14 protein-coding genes are annotated in these 18,721 nt (G+C 71.1%); 8 read left to right on the top strand and 6 right to left on the bottom strand.

Going from position 1 to position 18,721, the window contains the following annotated elements; genetic code table 11:
* The 4 genes from IF67_RS0136235 to IF67_RS0136220 form a co-directional block, all read left to right on the top strand.
* A partial coding sequence (locus IF67_RS0136235; RefSeq protein ID WP_037840276.1) for a non-ribosomal peptide synthetase occupies positions 1–3,033 on the top strand: 3,033 nt, incomplete at its 5' end.
* Between the two features lie 174 nt (positions 3,034–3,207).
* The gene (locus IF67_RS0136230; RefSeq protein WP_051818994.1) at positions 3,208–4,875 is read left to right on the top strand and encodes an amidase family protein; all 1,668 of its coding nucleotides are present in this window, start codon (positions 3,208–3,210) and stop codon (positions 4,873–4,875) included.
* 138 nt (positions 4,876–5,013) lie between these two features.
* A complete protein-coding gene (locus IF67_RS0136225) occupies positions 5,014–5,904 on the top strand; it encodes an ABC transporter ATP-binding protein (RefSeq protein ID WP_078889855.1) in 891 nt (296 codons plus the stop codon).
* The gene (locus IF67_RS0136220) at positions 5,901–8,435 is read left to right on the top strand and encodes an ABC transporter permease (protein WP_030992970.1); all 2,535 of its coding nucleotides are present in this window, start codon (positions 5,901–5,903) and stop codon (positions 8,433–8,435) included. The genes IF67_RS0136225 and IF67_RS0136220 overlap by 4 nt, the downstream gene beginning before the upstream one ends.
* A gap of 86 nt (positions 8,436–8,521) precedes the next feature.
* Here IF67_RS0136220 and IF67_RS0136215 read toward each other — a convergent pair whose 3' ends face one another.
* From IF67_RS0136215 to IF67_RS0136200, 4 genes are all read right to left on the bottom strand, one after another.
* A complete protein-coding gene (locus IF67_RS0136215; RefSeq protein ID WP_078889854.1) occupies positions 8,522–9,808 on the bottom strand; it encodes an acyltransferase family protein in 1,287 nt (428 codons plus the stop codon).
* Positions 9,801–10,790 (bottom strand): alpha/beta hydrolase, encoded by a 990-nt coding sequence (locus IF67_RS0136210; RefSeq protein ID WP_030992965.1) that lies wholly within the window; start codon positions 10,788–10,790, stop codon positions 9,801–9,803. The genes IF67_RS0136215 and IF67_RS0136210 overlap by 8 nt, the downstream gene beginning before the upstream one ends.
* Positions 10,791–10,928: 138 nt before the next feature.
* Positions 10,929–11,933, bottom strand: a complete 1,005-nt coding sequence (locus tag IF67_RS0136205) for a methyltransferase (RefSeq protein WP_030992963.1) — start codon at positions 11,931–11,933, stop codon at positions 10,929–10,931.
* A complete protein-coding gene (locus tag IF67_RS0136200) occupies positions 11,920–12,591 on the bottom strand; it encodes a DUF6875 domain-containing protein (RefSeq protein WP_051818993.1) in 672 nt (223 codons plus the stop codon). Before IF67_RS0136200 ends, IF67_RS0136205 begins: the two co-directional genes overlap by 14 nt.
* A gap of 391 nt (positions 12,592–12,982) precedes the next feature.
* Between IF67_RS0136200 and IF67_RS0136195 the strand changes: the two genes are divergently transcribed.
* The 4 genes from IF67_RS0136195 (at position 12,983) to IF67_RS0136180 (ending at position 16,937) form a co-directional block, all read left to right on the top strand.
* On the top strand, positions 12,983–14,317 hold the full coding sequence (locus IF67_RS0136195) for a sensor histidine kinase (RefSeq protein ID WP_030992959.1): 1,335 nt from the start codon (positions 12,983–12,985) through the stop codon (positions 14,315–14,317).
* Entirely contained in the window at positions 14,314–14,970 is a 657-nt protein-coding gene (locus IF67_RS0136190; RefSeq protein ID WP_030992957.1) for a response regulator, read from the top strand. The genes IF67_RS0136195 and IF67_RS0136190 overlap by 4 nt, the downstream gene beginning before the upstream one ends.
* Positions 14,971–15,150: 180 nt before the next feature.
* Positions 15,151–16,110: a daunorubicin resistance protein DrrA family ABC transporter ATP-binding protein gene (locus tag IF67_RS0136185; RefSeq protein WP_030992956.1), complete on the top strand. Its 960-nt coding sequence runs from the start codon at positions 15,151–15,153 to the stop codon at positions 16,108–16,110.
* Positions 16,107–16,937 (top strand): ABC transporter permease, encoded by an 831-nt coding sequence (locus IF67_RS0136180; RefSeq protein ID WP_030992954.1) that lies wholly within the window; start codon positions 16,107–16,109, stop codon positions 16,935–16,937. Before IF67_RS0136185 ends, IF67_RS0136180 begins: the two co-directional genes overlap by 4 nt.
* Before the next feature lie 49 nt (positions 16,938–16,986).
* Here the strand turns inward: IF67_RS0136180 and IF67_RS0136175 are convergent, their stop codons facing one another.
* Together IF67_RS0136175 and IF67_RS0136170 are read right to left on the bottom strand one after the other, a co-directional pair.
* Positions 16,987–18,192 (bottom strand): DUF6545 domain-containing protein, encoded by a 1,206-nt coding sequence (locus tag IF67_RS0136175; RefSeq protein ID WP_199812845.1) that lies wholly within the window; start codon positions 18,190–18,192, stop codon positions 16,987–16,989.
* Positions 18,176–18,652, bottom strand: coding sequence for a hypothetical protein (locus tag IF67_RS0136170; RefSeq protein ID WP_030992951.1), 477 nt, complete (start codon positions 18,650–18,652; stop codon positions 18,176–18,178). The genes IF67_RS0136175 and IF67_RS0136170 overlap by 17 nt, the downstream gene beginning before the upstream one ends.
* Positions 18,653–18,721 lie beyond the last annotated feature (69 nt).

Below are 18,721 nucleotides of genomic sequence, written 5' to 3'. Positions count from 1 at the left end.
GACCTGGCCGCCTACACCCACCAAGACGTCCCCTTCGAACGCCTCGTCGAACTCCTCAACCCCACCCGCTCCCTCGCACACAACCCCCTCTTCCAGGTGGTTCTGGGACTTGAGTCGGCTTCCGACGGTGAGTTCGCCATGCGGGGGCTGTCCGCCGAAAGCGCGGGCGTCGATACCGGTGTGGCCAAGGTCGACCTGGCCGTCAACCTCCTGGAGGTCTTCGGTGAGGGTGGTGAGGCCGTCGGCATACGGGGTGTGGTCGAGTTCGCGACCGACCTCTTCGACCGGCGGACCGCCGAGAGCATCGCGCTACGGCTGGAACGCCTGCTGCGTACCGCCGTCGACGACGCTTCGCGGCCGATCTCGGAGCTGGACATCCTCTCCGTGGAGGAGCGTGAGCTGCTGCTTCACGGCTGGAACGACACCGCACACGACGTTCCCGACGCCACCCTGCCCGAACTCTTCGAGGCCCAGGTGGCCCGTACCCCGGACGCGCCCGCCCTGGAGCACGAGGGCATCCGGCTCACCTACACCGAGCTGAACACCCGCGCCAACAGGCTCGCCCCTCACCTCATCGCCCAGGGCGCGGGGCCCGAAAAGTACGTTGCCGTCGCCCTGCCCCGCAGCATCGACTTCGTCGTGGCGATCCTCGCCATCGTCAAAGCGGGCGCTGCCTACGTCCCCCTCGACCCGGACTACCCCGCCGACCGCCTCACCCACATGCTCGACGACGCCCGGCCCACCCTCCTCGTCACCGACAAGAACACCGCGGCCGACCTGCCCGACACCGACCTGACCACCGTCATCCTCGACACCGGCACCGAGACCGGCAGCGACACCAGCCGTCCCGCCCCCCGCAACCCGGACAACTCCCACCGCACCACACCCCTGCTCACCACCCACCCTGCCTACCTCATCTACACCTCCGGCTCCACCGGTCAGCCCAAGGGCGTCGTCGTCTCCCACGGAGGAGTGGCCAACCTGTCGGCGCATCAGACGGCCCGGCTGGGTGCGGGACCGGGGTGCCGGGTCTCCCAGCTGGTCTCTCCGAGCTTCGACGTGTCCGTGGCGGAGCTGTGCATGGGCCTGTTGTCCGGGGCCTGTTTGGTACTGCCCCCTCGCCCCCTCGCCGGGGAGGAGCTCGCGGAGTTCCTGGCCGAGCGGGAGATCACGCACGCGCACATGCCGGCGTCGCTCCTGGTGGGCATGCCCCGTCGGGAGCTGCCCTCGCTGGCGTCGCTGATGGTGGGGGCCGAGGCGTGCCCGCCCGATGTCACGGCGTTCTGGTCGGCGGGGCGGCGCATGGTCAACGCCTATGGTCCGACCGAGGCCACGGTGGACACCTGCTTCGCGGTCTGCTGCCCTGAGCAGGGGACGGGCCCGACGCCGATCGGCCGGCCGGTGTTCAACACCCGGCTGTACGTCCTCGACTCGGCGCTCCAGCCGGTACCGGCGGGGGTGCCCGGGGAGCTCTACCTCTCCGGTCCGGGGCTGGCCCGGGGCTACCTCGGCCGTCCGGAGCTGACCGCCACCCGCTTCGTCGCCGACCCGTTCAGCGCCGGGGGCGGTCGCATGTACCGCACGGGTGACCTCGTCCGCCGCCGCGCCGACGGACAGCTGGAGTTCATCGGCCGGGTCGACCACCAGGTCAAGGTCCGCGGCTTCCGCATCGAGCTCGGCGAGATCGAGAACGTCCTCGCCGCCCAGCCTGCCGCCGAGCAGGTCGCGGTGATCGTGCGGGAGGACCGGCCCGGCGACCGGCGCATCGTCGCCTACGTCGTGCCCGCCGGGGCGAACGGCGCCGAGCTGGAGGGGGCGGAGCTGCGCAGCCGGGTGGCGGAGGTGCTGCCGGAGTACATGGTGCCCTCCGCGTTCGTCGCCCTGGACGCACTGCCCCTCACACCGAACGGCAAGCTCGACCGTACGGCGCTGCCCGCCCCGGAAGTCACCGGTGCCGCGGACGGCAGGGGCCCGCGCGACGCCCACGAGGAGAAGCTGTGCGCGATCTTCGCGGAGGTCCTCGGCGCGGACCGGGTCGGGATCGACGACAACTTCTTCGACCTGGGCGGCCACTCCCTGCTCGCGACCCGGCTCACCAGCCGGATCCGTGGTGAGTTCGGCGTCGAACTCACCGTGCGCGAGGTGTTCGGGGCGCCCACCGTCGCCGGTCTCGCCCGGCGGACCGGCGGGGGCGCCGGGGACGGGGGCCAGGACGACGGCCTGGACGTGCTGCTGCCGCTGCGCGCGTCCGGGGCCGGCACCCCGCTGTTCTGTGCGCACCCGTCTGTACCGCTGAGCTGGTGCTACACCGGCTTGTTGGGGGTGCTGGCCGCGGACACTCCCGTCTACGGCCTCCAGAGCCGTGGACTGGCCGGGGACGGCGCCCTCCCGGAGACCTTCGCGGAGATGGTCGTGGACTACACCGCGCAGATCCGGCGGGTCCAGCCGGCCGGCCCGTACCGCCTGCTGGGCTATTCCCTGGGCGGCAACATCGTGCACGCGATCGCCACCCGGCTCCAGGACCTGGGCGAGGAGGTGGAGCTGCTGGCCGTTCTCGACGCGTACCCCGGGGGTGACGTCGAGGCCGCACCGCTCGACGACGGTCAGGTGCTCGCCAGGTTCCATGCGGACCTGGGCCAGGGGAACGGCGAGGGGTACGACGAGGCGCGGCAGCGGGAGCGGGTGATCGACTCGCTGCGGACCGGGCTGCCGGGGAACTTCACCCCGGAGCAGCTCGCCCGGATTCTCGACGCGATGATCAACGGTGTCGGCAACAACAGCCGTTATGAGCCCGGAACGTTCAAGGGTGACCTGCTGCTCTTCACCACGACGGTCGGCCGGGCGGACCCCGCCGCGATGCCGGAGGCATGGAGCCGTGTGATCGCCGGTGGTATCGAGAATCACCGCATCGCCTGCCCGCACGATGATCTGCTGGAGGGCGATCCGCTGCGCGCGGTGGGCGCCGTCCTGTCCGAGCGGATGCGGGAACTGGACGCGCGCGGAGCGCTCCTGACGGGAGGCGGCGCGGCCTGAAACCCGGGTACCGGCCGGTCCGGGCGGCACGCCATCGCCGTGCCACCCGGACCCCGGCCGGCCGGGAGGGTGACCGCGCGGTTCGTGCCGCGGGTGAAGTTCCCGATAACGAAAGAGAATTGCGGCCTCGTACGGTCTCTGGCACCTGTTCACAGTGATTCAGAGAGCGAGACGATGGCCGGAAAACATCTTTCCGACATACCCGAGATACACCGTCGCCGACTGCTGGGGCTCGGAGCGGCGGTGGCCGCCCCGGCGATGCTGGGACTCGGCATGCCCCGGGCGCGGGCTGCCGTGGTACCCGACCGTGCCGCGCCCGCCCGCTCCCTGCTCGCCTCGCGCGGCGGACTGGCGGAAACCAGCATCACCGACCTGCTCAAGCAGCTCGCCGCCGGCAAGCTCACCTCGGTGCAGCTCACCCGGTTCTACCTGGACCGGATCGCCGAGCTGAACCTTGCGGGCCCCGCGCTGCACGCCGTCCTGGAGACGAATCCGGAGGCGCTGAAGCTGGCCGCGCAGCTGGACGCCGAGCGCAAGGCGGGCAAGCTCCGCGGCGTGCTGCACGGCATTCCGCTGCTGATCAAGGACAACATCGGCACCGCGGACAAGATGCACAGCACCAATGGCCTGCGTGCGCTGATGGGTGCCCGTCCGGCCCATGACGCCACGGTGGTCGCCCGGCTGCGGGCGGCCGGTGCCATCCCGCTGGGCAAGGCCAATCTGACCTCGCTGGTCAGCTCGTCGAGCGGGTACAGCCAGCGGGGCGGCCAGACCCGCAACCCGTACAAGCTGGACCGCTCGCCCAACGGTTCCAGCGCGGGCCCCGCCGCGGCCACGGCGGCCGGCCTGTGCGCGGGTGCCATCGGGACCGAGACGATCGGGTCCATCCTGGGCCCCTCGGGCGCCAACAGTGTGGTCGGTATCCGGCCCACCACCGGACTCACCAGCCGCACCGGCATGTTCCCGGGGGCCCGGAGCTTCGACACCATCGGCCCGATCTGCCGCACGGTGGCGGACGCCGCCCTGCTGCTCGGTGTGCTCACCGGGGTGGACCCCACCGACACGGCCACCGCGGCCAGTGCCGGCAAGTTCCACTCGGACTACACCCCCTTCCTGAAGCCGGGCGGGCTGAAGGGTGCCCGGATCGGCATCACCAGGGAGGTCTTCGCCGGCTACAGCGCGCACGCGGACGCCGTCGCACAGCAGGCCGTCGAGGTGCTGAAGAACGCCGGGGCGGTGGTCGTCGACAACGCCAACATCCCCACCGCGGAAAAGATGATGTCGGATCTGGACGCCGCCTTCATCGTCCAGATCACCGAGATGAAGCACGACATCGAGTCCTACCTCGCCCGGACTCCCGGAGATCACCCCCGCAGCATCGCCGAGCTCGTCGCGTACAACAAGGCGCACGCGGACACGGAGCTGGAGTACTTCGACCAGAACATCCTCCAGACCGTGGCCGATTACGCGGGCAAGCCCTCGGATGCCGAGTACAAGAAGGCGGTGGCCACGGTGCGCCGGGTCGCCCGGGACGAGGGCATCGACGCGGCACTGAAGAATCACCGGGTGGACGCCCTGATGATGCCGACGGGCGCGCCCACTTGGAAGATCGACCTGGTCAACGGTGATCCGCAGATCATGGGCAGCGCGATCCCCGTGGGCTACGCCGGCTATGCGGCCATCAACGTCCCCGCCGGGTTCGTGCACGGGCTGCCGGTCGGCATCACCTTCATGGGCACCGCCTGGAGCGAACCGCAGCTGATCCGCTTCGCACACGGCTTCGAGCAGGCTCACCCGGCGCGGCGCGCGCCGACGTTCACCCCGCCCGGCGTAGGCCTATAAGTTACGGGGGTTGGGGGTGTCCCGTCCCGCACGGTGACACCCCGACTCCGGGCGGTACACATCCCTCATCTCACTTCGACGCTCCGGCACCCCACTGCCCGCCCGCGCGGGGTCGCACAGCCCTCAGGGAGGATCTTCATGTTCCGTCGGTCTCGGCATCCCAGCTCCGGTCGGGCCGAGGGCGAGGAGAGTCCGGCACTCCCCGATGCCCGCCTCGGGGGACAACAGCCCCTGCCGGCCTCCGAGTACCTCCCGGGGGAACCCGCGGTGACGCTGCGGGACGTGCACAAACGGTACGGGCGCGGGAACAGCGCCGTGCACGCGCTGCGTGGGGTCAGCATCGCTTTACCCCGCGCCAGTTTCACCGCGGTGATGGGCCCGTCCGGATCGGGCAAGAGCACCTTCCTGCAATGCGCCGCGGGGCTCGACCGGCCGACCTCGGGCTCGGTGCTGCTCGGCGACACCGATCTGACGAAGCTGCGCGAGAGCAGACTGAGTGACCTGCGCCTGACCCGTCTGGGCTTCGTCTTCCAGCACTTCAACCTGCTGCCCGCACTGACGGTCCATCAGAATATCCGGCTGCCGCTGAAGTTGGCCGGCCGGCCCGTAGACCGGGGTGCCATCGAGCAGATGCTGGCCCGGGTCGGACTGCCCGACCGGGCGCGGCGCCGCCCGGGCGAACTCTCCGGCGGACAGCAGCAGCGCGTCGCCATCGCCCGTGCCCTGATCACCGACCCGGACGTCATCTTCGCCGACGAGCCCACCGGGGCACTGGACACCACCACGGCGGCGGAGGTGCTCACCCTGCTGCGGGAAGCGGTGGACAACCTGGGCGCGACCGTCGTCATGGTCACGCACGAGCCCAGCGCCGCCGCCTGGGCGGACCGGGTGCTGTTCCTGGTCGACGGAGAGGTCTCCGACGAACTGATGCTGGGCGACCCGGAGGAGATCTCGGCCCGTATGCGGGTGCTGACCTCGGCCACCGACCGCCCGCAGTCGGCGGCGCCCGGGATGCGGGGCAGGGGATGAGCAACGGCCTCGCCTTCGCACAGATCCGTTCCCGCCCTTCGGCGTTCCTCGGCACCTTCATCGCGCTGCTCTTCGGCGCCGTGGTGATCATCTCCAGCGGCACCCTGCTGCTGGCCGCGGCGACCGCGTCGCCGCAGCCGGTGCGCTATCGCCCGGCCCCCGTGGTCGTCGCCGCGGACCAGTTCGTGGGCGGGCAGCAGATCCCGGACCGGGTCCGTCTCGGCACCGGTCTCGCGGACCGGCTGGCCGCGCTGCCCGAGGTGTCGGATGCCGTGGCCGACACCGTCTTTCCGGCCACCGCCACCGCACCGGGCCGCACGGCGGTCACCCTGGACGGCCAGCCGGCCTCCTCGGCCCGGCTTCTGGCGGCCCGGGACGGCGCAGCGGGGAAAGTGACGCCGCGCCCGGGGCAGACGGTGCTGGACACGCGGACGGCCAAGGCGTTGGGGGTTTCCCGGGGCGACACCGTGACGCTGACGAGTCCGGCCGGGACCGCGTCCTTCGAGGTCGCCGGCGTGCTCACCGCCCGGACTCCCGGCGCCTGGTTCGAGAACGCCGAGGCCGGGCGGCTGTCCGGCCACCCGGGGAAGGCGGACGCGATCGCGGTGCTCCCCGAGGAGGGGGTGTCCACCGCGAAGCTCGCCGAGCGGGTGCGCGCGGCCGCGGGTTTTGCCAAGGTGTTCACGGGCGACGGGCGCGGCGAGGTGGAGAACCCGGGCTTCGCTCCGGCCCAGGAGAACACCGTCGGCATGTTCGGTGCCATGGGCGGACTGAGCATCTATGTCTCGGTCTTCGTGGTGGCCAACACCATGTCGCTGTCGATCTCGCAGCGCCGGCGGGAGACCGCGCTGCTGCGCGGCATCGGGGCCCGGCCGGGCCACATCCGGCGGATGGCCGCTGCCGAGGCCACGCTGGTGGCCGTGCTGGCGGTGGCGGCCGGCAGCGCCCCGGGCCATCTGCTGGCCCGGCTGGTGTTCGACGCCATGGATGCCCGCCATCTGCTGCCGCCGGGCACGGAGCTGACGTTCAGCTGGCTCCCGGTCGCCGCGGCCGCCCTCACCGGTCTGCTCGCCGCGGTGCCCGGCAGCCTGATCGCCTCCCACCGTGCCGCCCGCAGCCGCCCGGCCGAAGCCCTGAGCGAGTCGATGCTGCCCCGCCGCGGCATCGGTCCCCTGCGCCTGCTGCTCGGTCTGGTGGCGCTGGCCGGTGGTGCGGTGCTGGCCGTCCAGGTGCTCGCCCTGGGAGGCGCGACGGCCAACAAGGCCGCGCCCTTCGTCCTGTTGCTGTTCCTGGTCTCGGTGTCCCTGCTGGGGCCGTTGCTCGCCCGTGCCGCCACCGAGATTCTGGGGGTGCCGATGCGGCTCTTCGGCGCCACGGGGGAACTGGCGACCCTCAACGGCCGGGCCAGGGCGCGCCGTCTGTCCTCGGCGATCGTGCCGGTGGCGCTGGTGGTGGCCTTCGGCGTGACCAAGATCGGCCAGCAGACCACCCTGGCCCATGAGAGGAGCACGCAGAGCGCGGCGGCGCTCACAGCGGACCGCGTCATCGAGGCGCCGGGCGGCCTGCCCGGCCGGGTGGCCGACGAGGTCGCCCGGCTGCCCGGTGTGCGGGCCGCGACGGGAGTGACCGAGGTGGGACTGCTGGCCGGCCCGGGGCGTCCGGGCGCGAAGCCCGGTGACGGCACCGTCTCCGGCAGCGCCTTCTCCGGCACCGGTGAAACGCTGGCGCGGAACCTCGACCCGCAGGTCCGCTCCGGAGCTCTGTCCGGGGTCCGGGCCGGTGGCACCGCGGGTTCCGGGGACGGGACGGTGGCCGTCGACCAGCGGGTCGCCGACCGGGCGGAGACCGGCGTGGGCCGGCGGATCACGCTGTGGCTCGGTGACGGCACCGTGGTGCGGCCGGTGGTGGCGGCCACCTACAGCCGGGGGCTCGGCGTGGGCGAGGTACTGCTGCCGCGGGCCACCGTCGCCGGCCATTTGACCCACCAGCTCGACGACCGCATCCTCGTCCGTGCGGACTCCGGCGACGGGGGTGCGCGGCTCGATCAGGAGCTGCGCACCGTCGCCGGCGCCTCGCCGGGTGCCACGGTGCGGACCGACGCGGCGTTCGCCGAGGCCCGCAGTGCGGCGGACGAGTCGTTCACCTGGCTGGAGTTCATGGCGTTGAGCATGATCGCCGGCTTCGCGGGCATCACCGCTGCCAACACCCTCGCCATGGTCACTTTCGAGCAGCTGCGCGAGGTCTCGATGCTGCGGCTGATCGGCACGAGTGTGCGGACGGTGCGCCGGACCGTCCGGCTGGAGGCGTTGACGGTGGCGCTGACCGGTCTGGCCGCCGGTCTGACGATCGCTCTGGTGACCCTGACACCGCTGGTCGAGGACAGTACCGGGGCGGCGTTCCCGTATCTGCCACCGCAGTTGCTGCTCCTCGTCGCGGCCGGCACGGTCGCGCTGAGCCTGCTGGCCACCGGTATCCCCCTGCGGCTGCTGCTGCGGGTACGCCCGGTGGAAGGCGTCACCCGGCGGTCCTGAGGAAGGCGGCAGGCGCGCACACGGCGATCGGCCCCGGCAGCTGTGCCGGGGCCGATCGCGGCGGTGAGGCTGTGCGCCCGGGTGCCTCAGGAAGCCTTGTTGCGGCTGCGCCGTGAGTCGCCCTCGACGTGCTGGAAGGCCCTGCACAGCGCCACCAGCAGCAGGACGAACACGGGCACCCAGAGCAGGCGGACCAGGACCCAGGCCCAGGCGTCGGGTGCGGTGTGGAGGCCGAAGAGCGGGCCGGTGAGGGCCAGGGTGACCGCCGTCGTCGAGAGCATCGCGGTCTGGTGCCAGAGGAAGATCGTGATCACCGAGAGGTTCATCAGCGCCACGAGCGCCCAGGCGAACTGGCCCGGTGTGGCCGACCGCCGGCCGCCGGACGCGGGGGCGGCGGCGGACCGCGGCTGTCCGACGAGGCGGCGCAGCGGGCCGCTCAGCAGCAGGGCCGCGCCGCACTGGGCCAGACCGAAGGTGACGGCGGCGAGCGAGAGCGGGTTGAGGTTCGACATGGCGGCGCCGGGGACCCCGACCATACTGGCGGGATAGCCGCCCCACACGATCAGTGCGGCGGTGGCCAGGAGTCCGGCGACGAGCAGGAGGGCCGCGGGGCGGCGGCGGGCGAAACCGCCGGCGGCCCACACCGCGCCCAGGCAGTACGGAACCAGCCAGCCCGCGAGGACATTCACATTGCGGACCGTCTCGACCCAGGCGACCCCGCCGGTGGCGAAATGTGCCACGTCCAGCACGGCCACCACGGCACACGCCACGACGGCGATCCGTCCCGGCGCCCGCCGCACGAGGGGTGTGGCGGCGGTCAGCACGAGGAACACCAGCAGGAACCACAGGGGCGAGACCACCAGATTCAGCAGGGTGCTGATCGTCTCGTGAGCGACACCGGCGCCGGCCAGGCCGAGCACCACCAGCATCCACAGGAACAGCAGTGTTCCCACCGGCCGCAGCAGCCGGCGCAGCCGCTTGGCCAGCCAAGGGCCGTACTCCGGGCGTGCGGTCCGGGCCGTGGCATAGCCCTGGGCCGCGACCCGGCCGCCGACGAAGAAGAAGATCGCCAGGGGCTGGAGCACCCAGGAAACCGGCGTCAGGGCGGGCATGTGGCGCAGCGGGCTGTCCCCCATGAGGTGGCCGTCGGCCCGTAGCGTCACCGCGGTCACCAGCCAGTGGCCGAGTACGACGCCCACGACGGACAGGGCCCGCAGCACATCGATCGCCCGGTCGCGGTCGGCCGGGGTCGCCGCGTCGATCCGGAGTACCAGTGCGTGCAGCCGGCCGGCGATCCGCGGGCCGGTGGGCACGCGGGCGGGTATCGGGGCGCCGAGGGGTTCGACCGGGGGGCGCAGGCGTACGTCAGCCACGGGAGACCTCCGACGTCCGTCCCGCGGCGATCAGCGCGAGGTTGTGCAACGGAAGGCTGCCCGGCGCGAGATAGTCACTGTGCCCGCCGTTGCCCGCGGCGAACGGCTCGGCACCGAAGGACCCGGACACCGGATCGGCGCCGAAGCCCAGCGTCCCGCCGAACGCGGAGAGGCTGATGTGCGGAGCTCCCGCGATCCAGTCCCGCGCTCCCCGCCCGGCCCACACCGGGACGCCGGAGAGGTCGGCCGCGGACTCCACGCCCATGCCGGGGCTGCCGAAGACCGCGAGGCCGGCGAGGGAGGAGGAGGCCGCACGGTCCATGCCGCCGACGGCGCTGCCGCAGACCGCGGAGCCGTACGAGTGGCACAGGAGCGTCACCCGTGCCGCGGGGTGCACGGCCCGCAGCTCTTCCAGCAGGCGCTGCAACCGGCCGCCGCCTTCGGTGGCGCGTGCGGTGCTCACCACGTCCCGGCTCATCGTCCGGGGTGCGCGGTAGCCGTACCAGGCCACCACGGCCACCGGGGTACGCGAGACGCGGCGCAGTTCGTCGTGGAGCGCGCGGGCACCGCCGCCGAGCGAGGCCCGGCGCGAGCCGAGGTAGTCGAAGGTGTCGATGGTGGTGTCCGACCCCGGTACCAGGACCGCGATCCGGCGGGCGGCGGCGAGGTCCCCGAGGACCTCCACCGCCTGGCCGTCGCCATCGGCACGGAAGGAGAGGAAGTTCCTTCCGGGAGCGGCCAGTTCGTGCAGGTGGCGTTCCCGGTCGCGGTCGCCGATCCGGTGCGCGGCACGCGCGGACGCGGCGATGGAGGCGCGCATCACGGCGTAGCGTGCGTCCAGCGTGCCGGCCTTGACCGCGGGGAGACGTGGCGGGGCGGGGGTACCGGGGACGGCGGACCGGGCAGCGGCGCTGACCGACAACACGAGGGTTGCGGCAACGGCCACCAGCAGCCCACGTCTCCCCCATCTACGAGCTCGCATCGACAGCCGTTCCTTTCCCGTCATTCGCTCAACTGACGGGAAGGCTAGATTTCCGCGCCCGGGAAATCGTCACGCTGAGGCGCCAACTCCGTTTGTAGCTCTCAGGTATGACCGGGCGCCGGAAATCGGCATCAAGAGCTATCGCTCATCCGGCAGGCCCAGCACGACCGCCGAGATTTCCGTGGCTCCGTGGTGGACGTGCCGCAGCGTCAGTCCGGCGCCGCCGGCCAGCTCGGCCCACTCCTGCCGGGTCCGTTCCTGTCCTCCGGTCATGGCCATCATCCACATGTCGCCCATGCGACGCGTGTCCGGGCCGGAATCGGCCAGCACCCTTTCCAGCAGGATGAGTTCACTGCCCGGGATCATGGCATCCGCGCAACGGCGCAGAATCACCGCGGACTCGTCATCGGGCCAGTCGTGCAGCACACTTCCGAGCAGATAGGTGCCGTATCCCTGGGGAATTCCCTCCTGCATGTCGCCGGCCTCGACCGAGAATCGGTGGCCGTACCGTCGCAACAGGTCCGGCGGGACGAGTCCGATGACTTCGGGCAGGTCGGTGAGGGTGACCCGGAGGGTTTCGCTGCCCTCCAGCAGGAGTTCGCTGAGCCCGCCCGTACCACCCGCCAGGTCCACGACGTCCTCGGCGCAGCGCCGGAGGAGAAAGGGAAGCAGCGAGCGGTACATCTGCATGGCACGCATTCGCATGTGCTCGTGGAACGTTTCGAGCGCGTGGGCGTCGCCACTCATGCTGTCGAAGATTTTCGTGCCGTTGGCGATTTCGTAGCTGGGAAGGCCACCGCGCACCGTGTCGGCGAACGGGCCCCAGGAAGTGAAGAGGTCGTTGTCGGAGAATTCGGCGCGCAGACTTCCCGGCTGGTCCGACCGCAGCAGTGTTCCGGCCGGTGTGAGACGGACCGTGCCCGCCTCGTCCACCCGGAAGATTCCCAGTGATTCGGCGGCCCGCACGAGACGCGACAGGCGCCCGGCGTCCGTGCCGAGGGCAGCGGCGATCTTCTCCACGGCGATGCCCCCGGGCGGCACGCGGTCGGCAACACCCAGTGCGGAGACGGCGTACAGCACCCGGCTCGGCGCGATGTCGAAGATCTCGGCGAGCCGACGGCGTTCCTGGTCAAGCGTATTCACTGGCTTCCCTCTCCGCCTCGGCGCGGGCCGTCTCGTAGATCCGGCCCCACGGTCCGGCAGTCCCCTCGCCGAACAGCCCGTGCCATACCCGCAGATATGCGAGCCGTTCCTCCGCCGGAATCGCGGGGAAGGTCAGAAAGAGAATGTCGGTGACCACCATGGCACGGACGGCGAGCACCGGATGGGGGCTGACCAGGGGGCGGAACGTCTCGCTGTGAATTCCCGGCATCGGATGGCCGGGGTAGAATTCCCCCACCATCTTGCCGGCCTCGACGGCTTCGGCCTTCAATTCCTGCTGGACTTCGAGAATCCGCTCACGGCGCACCTCGGCGGATGCCCCCACCGGGACCATGACGAAGGCGTTGTACACGCTGTCGGGAGCACTGCGGTCCCCGAGCCGCGCCAAGGCGGAACGGGCGGTGGTCGCCAACCGTCCCGTTCCGCGCGGCCCGCTGATATCCACGGAACTGAGCGCGGTACGCCCGAGTTTCAAGGACTGCTCCATGAAGGGGCACACCGCACCCTTACGGCCGAGATCAGGATGCGCATGGGTGAGAAAGGAGCGAAGCCAGTGCGCGATCTCGGTAAGGATCTGCATGTCACCCTGCCCATGCGACTCCAGGACTATGTCCGACGGATCGTCGTGGCTGAGATACATACACCCCCACCTCCCTGTGCCCGGCGGAGCCGATACACCGATGAGAAATCCCGGGAATATCGGTCTCCGCGAATGAGAATGTCCTGCCCGTCGGTCCGGCGGTTCGAGGACCGGTGGCGGCCGGCGGACGGAGACCCTCGGCGAGGGCCGCGCGCGTCGAAGTCCGCGTCCCCGCGAACGGCACCGGGAGGCCGCAATGGCCGGACGCGTCGGACCACGGGAGCCACTGCTGACTTCACGCATCGCCGGGTGGACGCTAGGGGGCGGCCTTATCGCGGGACTATCACCCCTTTAGCGGGCGACGGCCCGCAGAGCCGACGCGCCCCCGGCCGGTCCTCCCGCGGGCGTCTTCCACCCCTCGGACGACGTCAGACGTCCGTAGGATGAGCCGGTGATACCGGACATCGAGAGCCCGCCGCAGCGTTCACCCCGCCGGACCGGCGGCGCGCGGCCCCTCTCCGCCGCCACGTTGCGGGCGCTGCGACACGACTTGTTCGCCCTCTCCTCCCTCTCCGCCCGCTCCGCGCCGTTCCTGCCCCGCGTGCGCCACCGTGTACTGCGCAAGCTCCCGTTCGTGCTCGCCGCGTTCTTCGCACTGGATCTGGCGGTACCCACCGCCCTGGCCGCCTCCGAGCGGCTGCATCTGGTCTGGGCGGGCGCCGCGGCCCTCGGCTGCGCCCAGGCCCTGCCGGTCGTGCTGGCGCTCCGGTGGCCCATCGCGGCCTGGTGGCTGTCGCTCGTGGCGATGCTGCCGTACGGGATCGGCCTGGCCGCCATGGGTGGTTCCGCACCGGCCGATGCCCCGTGGCCGTGGACGGAGACGGGGCTCATCGCGCATCTGACCGTCACCCTGCTCGTCGCCTGGCGGGCGAAGCCCCGGGTGTACCTCGCGCAGTGGCTGATCACCGTGCTGGCCGGCGGCCTGCTGACCGTTCTGCTCACCCCCGTGTCCGACGACAACGACCTCTTCCTCCTCGCCCTGCTCTCCGCGTTCGGGCTGGCGGTCATCGCGGTCGTCCGCGGGCGCAGCGAGGCCGAGCACAAGTTGCGGGAGCAGGAGGTCCTCACCGAGTTCGAGCGGACCCGGCGGGCGCTGCTGGAGGAGCGCACCCGCATCGCCCGCGAGCTCCATGACGTCGTCGCCCACCACATGTCCGTGATAGCCGTGCAGGCGGAAGCCGCACCGTACCGGGTGACGGATCCGCCCCAGGAGCTCAGCGACAGTTTCGCCAGCATCAGGGGGAACGCGCTGGCGGCCCTCACCGAGATGCGGCACATCCTGGGCATGCTGCGGTCACAGGAGCAGCCCTCGGACGGCCGGTACACACCCCAGCCCACCCTGGAGAACATCGAGGAGCTGGTGGCCAATGTCCGGGCGGCCGGACTGCGCATCGAGTCCGTCGTCTCCGGTGCCTCCCGGCCGCTGCCCAAGCGCGTGGAGCTGTCGGCGTTCCGGATCGTCCAGGAGGCACTGAGCAATGCCCTGCGCCATGCCCCGGGATGCCAGGTGGAGTTCGAGCTATCCTACGGCCGGGCCGATATCCGCCTACGCGTCTCCAACAGCCCGGCAACCGGTGCGCGACGTCAGGCGGGGAGGGGGCACGGCGTGTTGGGCATGAGGGAGCGGGCTTCCACGCTGGGCGGCACCCTTCGGATCGGGCCGCGGGAAGACGGCTGGTACGAAGTGACGGCTACTCTGCCCACGAACGAGGGGGAGGGTGTATGACCATCCGCGTACTGGTCGCCGATGACCAGACCATGATCCGGGAGAGCTTCGGCATCCTGCTCAATGCGCAGCCGGACATCGATGTCGTGGGCGAGGCGGTGAACGGCGAGGACGCGGTCCGCCAGGTCGGTGAACTCTCGCCGGACATCGTGCTGATGGATGTGCGGATGCCGGTTCTCAACGGGCTGGAGGCCACGCTCCGGATCACCGAGGACGATCCCGACGTCAAGATCATCATTCTCACCACCTTCGATTCGGACGAATACGTCTACGAGGCACTGCGGGTGGGCGCGAGCGGCTTCCTCCTCAAGGACTCGTCGGCCCATCAACTCGCGGACGCGGTACGGACCGTCGCGCGGGGCGGAGCCCTGCTGGCGCCGACGGTCACCAAGCGTCTGATCGAGGAGTTCTCGCGGATGCACACGCCCCGCCTGCGCAGCGAGCGCGTCGCGGACCTCAGCGAGCGCGAGACCGAGGTGCTCCGTCTGATAGCCCAGGGTCTGTCCAATGCGGAACTCGCCGCGCGCCTGGTCATCGCGGAGCAGACGGTGAAGACCCATGTCAGCCGCATTCTGGTGAAGCTCGGCCTGCGCGACCGTACGCAGGCGGCCGTCTTTGCCTACGAGGCCGGCCTGGTCGTCGCGGGGCAGTGAGGCCCGGCCCGTGGTGGCGGCCGGCAACGGGCCGTGGAATGCGGCCGATACGCAGGCGATAAGCGTGCTTCCTAGCATCGCCCGCACCGATGCTGCCGAGACTGTCCCGGGAAGGCGTTACATGCTCACCACTGGTCTTTCCACGGGGCCCGTACGTGCCGGCTCCGTCCGGGCCTCCCGATGACCGCCGCGATCCAGGTCGACGGCCTGGTCAAGGAGTTCGGCTCGTCCCGGGCCGTGGACGGGGTCACGATGGAGGTGCCGGCCGGCAGCGTGCTGGGACTTCTCGGGCCCAACGGAGCGGGGAAGACCACCATCGTCCGGATGCTGGCCACGCTCGCGCGTCCGGACGGCGGCCGGGCGCGGGTCGCGGGCTTCGATGTCGTCGAGGAGGCCCACCAGGTCCGTGGACGGATCGGCCTGACCGGCCAGTACGCGTCCGTGGACGAGACCATCCCGGGCTGGGACAACCTCTATATGATCGCCCGTCTCCACCGGCTGCCGTCCCGGCGCGCAAAAGCCCTGGCCGACGAGTTGCTGGAACGGTTCAGGCTGACCGATGCCGCCCGGAAGCTGCCGCGCGACTACTCGGGCGGTATGCGGCGCCGGCTCGATCTGGCCGCCAGTCTGGTCGGCGAGCCCGAGGTGCTCTATCTGGACGAGCCCACCACGGGCCTCGACCCGCGCAGCCGGAACCAACTGTGGGACATGGTACGGGCGTTGGTCGGCAAGGGGACCACGGTCCTGCTCACCACGCAGTACATGGAGGAAGCCGAAGCCCTCGCCGAGAACATCGTGGTGATCGACCACGGCCGGGTGATCGCCGAGGGGACGCCCGCCGAACTGCGGGGCCGGATCGGCGGTCAGGTGCTGCGCATCAGGCCGGACCGCGGCGCCGACCTCGCCGAGATGGCGCGGCAGCTGACCGGCACCGGCGGCCTCACCGCCGTCGCGGACCCGGTCGAAGGGCTGATCACGCTGCCGGTCGCCGGCCAGGCGGACCTGACGGCCGCGGTGCGGATGCTCGCCGCCTCCGGTGTGCCGGTCGACGGCATCGATACCCATACCCCCAGCCTCGACGAGGTCTTCCTCACCCTCACCGCGGGCGACCCGGCCGACGACACACGGAGAACGGCATGACCGCCGCACTGCTCGCCCCGCCCGGACCGGATGTGAAGCGGGGCCCCACCCGCTCCCGTGTCGACCTGCGGACCGCGGTGGGCCAGTCGCTGGCCATCGCCCGGCGCAACCTGATCCAGATCAAGCACGATCCCTCGCAGCTGCTCGACGCCACCCTGATGCCGATGGTGTTCACGCTGGTCTTTGTGTACGTCTTCGGCGGGGCGATCGGCAACGGCCAGGCGGACTACCGGCAGTACCTGATCCCCGGCATCATGGTGCAGACCGTCAGCTTCGCCGCGCAGGTCACGGGTACCGCTCTGAACCTGGACTTCAGCAAGGGAGTGATGGACCGCTTCCGGTCCATGCCCATCGCGCGCTCCGCCGTGCTCTCCGGCCGGATCCTCGCGGATGTGTGCCGGCTGGCCCTCGGGCAGGCCGTCATCCTCGCCTTCGCCTTCCTCATCGGATTCCGCGTCCGCACCGATGTGGCGGGCGTACTCGCCGCTGTGGGTCTGCTGGTGCTCTACGGAGTCGCCCTGTCGTCCATCGCCGCGTATATCGGTCTGGTGATCCGCAGTCCCCAGGCGGTCCAGTCGGTGGGCTTCCTCTGGATGATCCCGCTCCAGTTCGGCAGTTCGATGTTCGCCCCGCCGTCGACCATGCCGGGCTGGCTCCAGGCATTCGTCGAGGTCAATCCGACCACGCTGGTGGTCGATTCCTGCCGCGGACTGCTGGTGGGCGGCCCGGTGGCCGGGAATGTGGCCGGGTCGCTGCTCTGGATCGGCGGTGTGCTGCTGGTCTTCGTTCCGCTGGCGGTACGCCAGTACGGGCGCCGCGCGCTCTGAGGCTCCGCCCCCGGAGGACGCGCCCCGGTGCCGGCCGGTTCGCGACGGGCTACCGGCCGGCGGTCAGCGAGGTGTGCGGCCGGACGTCATCGGCGAAGTCACGGACGCGCCGCGACCGGAGAGCTCTGTGGAGCCGGAGGAGATGACCGATCTCGCGGCACATGGTGGAGTCGTCGGCCAGCCCCTGGGGCAACAGGCCCTTGTCGGCGCCGAGATGACGCTTGGGCACACCCGCCACCGCCTCCCGCCGCGTCGCCTCGATCCAGCATGCGGTGGCGGTCAGCCGCCGGTTCTCAGGGGCACCGGGGCCGGCGGCACACCGCCACGCCTCCTCCAGGAGCCGCGGTGACGCCCAGCCGTCGTGCAGATACGTGATGCTGTCACGGATGTCGATGACACGCTGGTGGAGCTGCTCCCAGGCGTGCGTGAGGTCGAGGAGGTCCGCACCGCGCGAGGGCGGTGGCACCACCATGAGTTCCGGGGTCGCCTGACGGAGCAGCAGCCACAGCGCGCGCAGCCGTTGTCTGCGGTGCCAGTGCAGGAGCGCCTTCATCGGCGGCTCCAGGGCGGCGAGCGAGCAGCCCAGCGCCACCAGGACGAAGCGCGCGAACGAGCACCAGAATCCGGTCAGGGCAAGCTCCGGCGTGCTGTCGGGAGTGATCCACCTGATCGTACGGACCACCAGATACGGCACTTCCGCACTGGTGCCGAGGGCGAGCGCCAGCACGCTCACGCGCAGGGCGGGGCTGCGCATGGTCAGGCCGTGTTTCCAGAACAGGGCCCCTGCTCCCACCGCCGTCAGCAGGCCGTAGGCGATCCAGGCGATCATGTAGCCGGTCCACCCTCCGCGGGCCTGCTCGCCGAAGCGCTCGGCGGCGGGCGTCACGGCGAAGAAGAACAGCGCGAGGGCGGCCATCGTGGCGCCGCTCGCCCACGGAGCGTGGCGCAGCCAGGCGGGGCCGGAGTACCCCGCCGTGTGCAGCCGTATCGCGAACCACCAGACGGCCGCGAAATCGGTCAGCGCCACCAGGGCGACGGCGAGTTCACCGGCCTTGGCGATGCCGGTCGTCGCGTCGATCCACCGGCCCACCGGGGCCTGGATGACCAGCGACCCCAGCGCCAAGGCGACCAGCACGTACCAGACAGGGCGCCGCCGCGGATGCCTCAGTGCCGGAATGCGCAGGATCAGTACGGACCACACGACGAGGAGGAGTACCCCGCGCGCCTTCTCGACGAGGTCAGGCGCGTCGAGCACAAGGGACCCCCAACAGCTCCTGTGCCCGGCTCTCCACGACGCCGACTCCCTTGTGCCGCATGCGGCCTGCCCGCTTCAGCACCATGGCGGAGAAGGTCTCCGCGATTTCCTCTTCGGTGTTGTGGCACTTCAGGACCTGGCCCTGCCCGCGGACGAAGGGGCCGGCGGAATGCGCGGCCGCGAGATCACGAGGTGCCACGCCGTGGCCGGCGAGCATATGGCAGATCTCGTGCAGGATGATGTGGTCCCGGTAATACCCGGAGACCGACGAGCCGTAAAAGATGTGGTCGCTTTCCCCGTCGCCGTACCAAAAGCCGGACGGCATAGCGGGTATGTCCACCGGATACAGCGTCAGGGAACGCCGCCGGGAGCGTTCCAGCGCGCGGCACAACTCCTCGACGTCCCACGGCTGGGGAAGATCCGGAAGTCGCAGGACGAGCTTCTTGGCGATCACTCGCACGTGCTTCCTGGCTATGGAATCGCTCCTTCCCCTCGACCGTGGGCACCGCCGGCTCATCGCTCCCCCATG

Source organism: Streptomyces sp. NRRL S-1813 (assembly GCF_000719605.1).
In the GTDB taxonomy this organism is placed as follows: domain Bacteria; phylum Actinomycetota; class Actinomycetes; order Streptomycetales; family Streptomycetaceae; genus Streptomyces; species Streptomyces decoyicus.
Note: the sequence above shows the minus strand (reverse complement) of the source record. Positions and strands in the feature narration are given on the sequence as shown.

Coding starts and splice junctions, on each gene's coding strand:
- IF67_RS0136230 (WP_051818994.1), top strand. CDS start 3,208: ATGGCCGGAAAACATCTTTCCGACATACCCGAGATACACCGTCGCCGA.
- IF67_RS0136225 (WP_078889855.1), top strand. CDS start 5,014: ATGTTCCGTCGGTCTCGGCATCCCAGCTCCGGTCGGGCCGAGGGCGAG.
- IF67_RS0136220 (WP_030992970.1), top strand. CDS start 5,901: ATGAGCAACGGCCTCGCCTTCGCACAGATCCGTTCCCGCCCTTCGGCG.
- IF67_RS0136210 (WP_030992965.1), bottom strand. CDS start 10,790: ATGCGAGCTCGTAGATGGGGGAGACGTGGGCTGCTGGTGGCCGTTGCC.
- IF67_RS0136200 (WP_051818993.1), bottom strand. CDS start 12,591: ATGTATCTCAGCCACGACGATCCGTCGGACATAGTCCTGGAGTCGCAT.
- IF67_RS0136190 (WP_030992957.1), top strand. CDS start 14,314: ATGACCATCCGCGTACTGGTCGCCGATGACCAGACCATGATCCGGGAG.
- IF67_RS0136185 (WP_030992956.1), top strand. CDS start 15,151: ATGACCGCCGCGATCCAGGTCGACGGCCTGGTCAAGGAGTTCGGCTCG.
- IF67_RS0136180 (WP_030992954.1), top strand. CDS start 16,107: ATGACCGCCGCACTGCTCGCCCCGCCCGGACCGGATGTGAAGCGGGGC.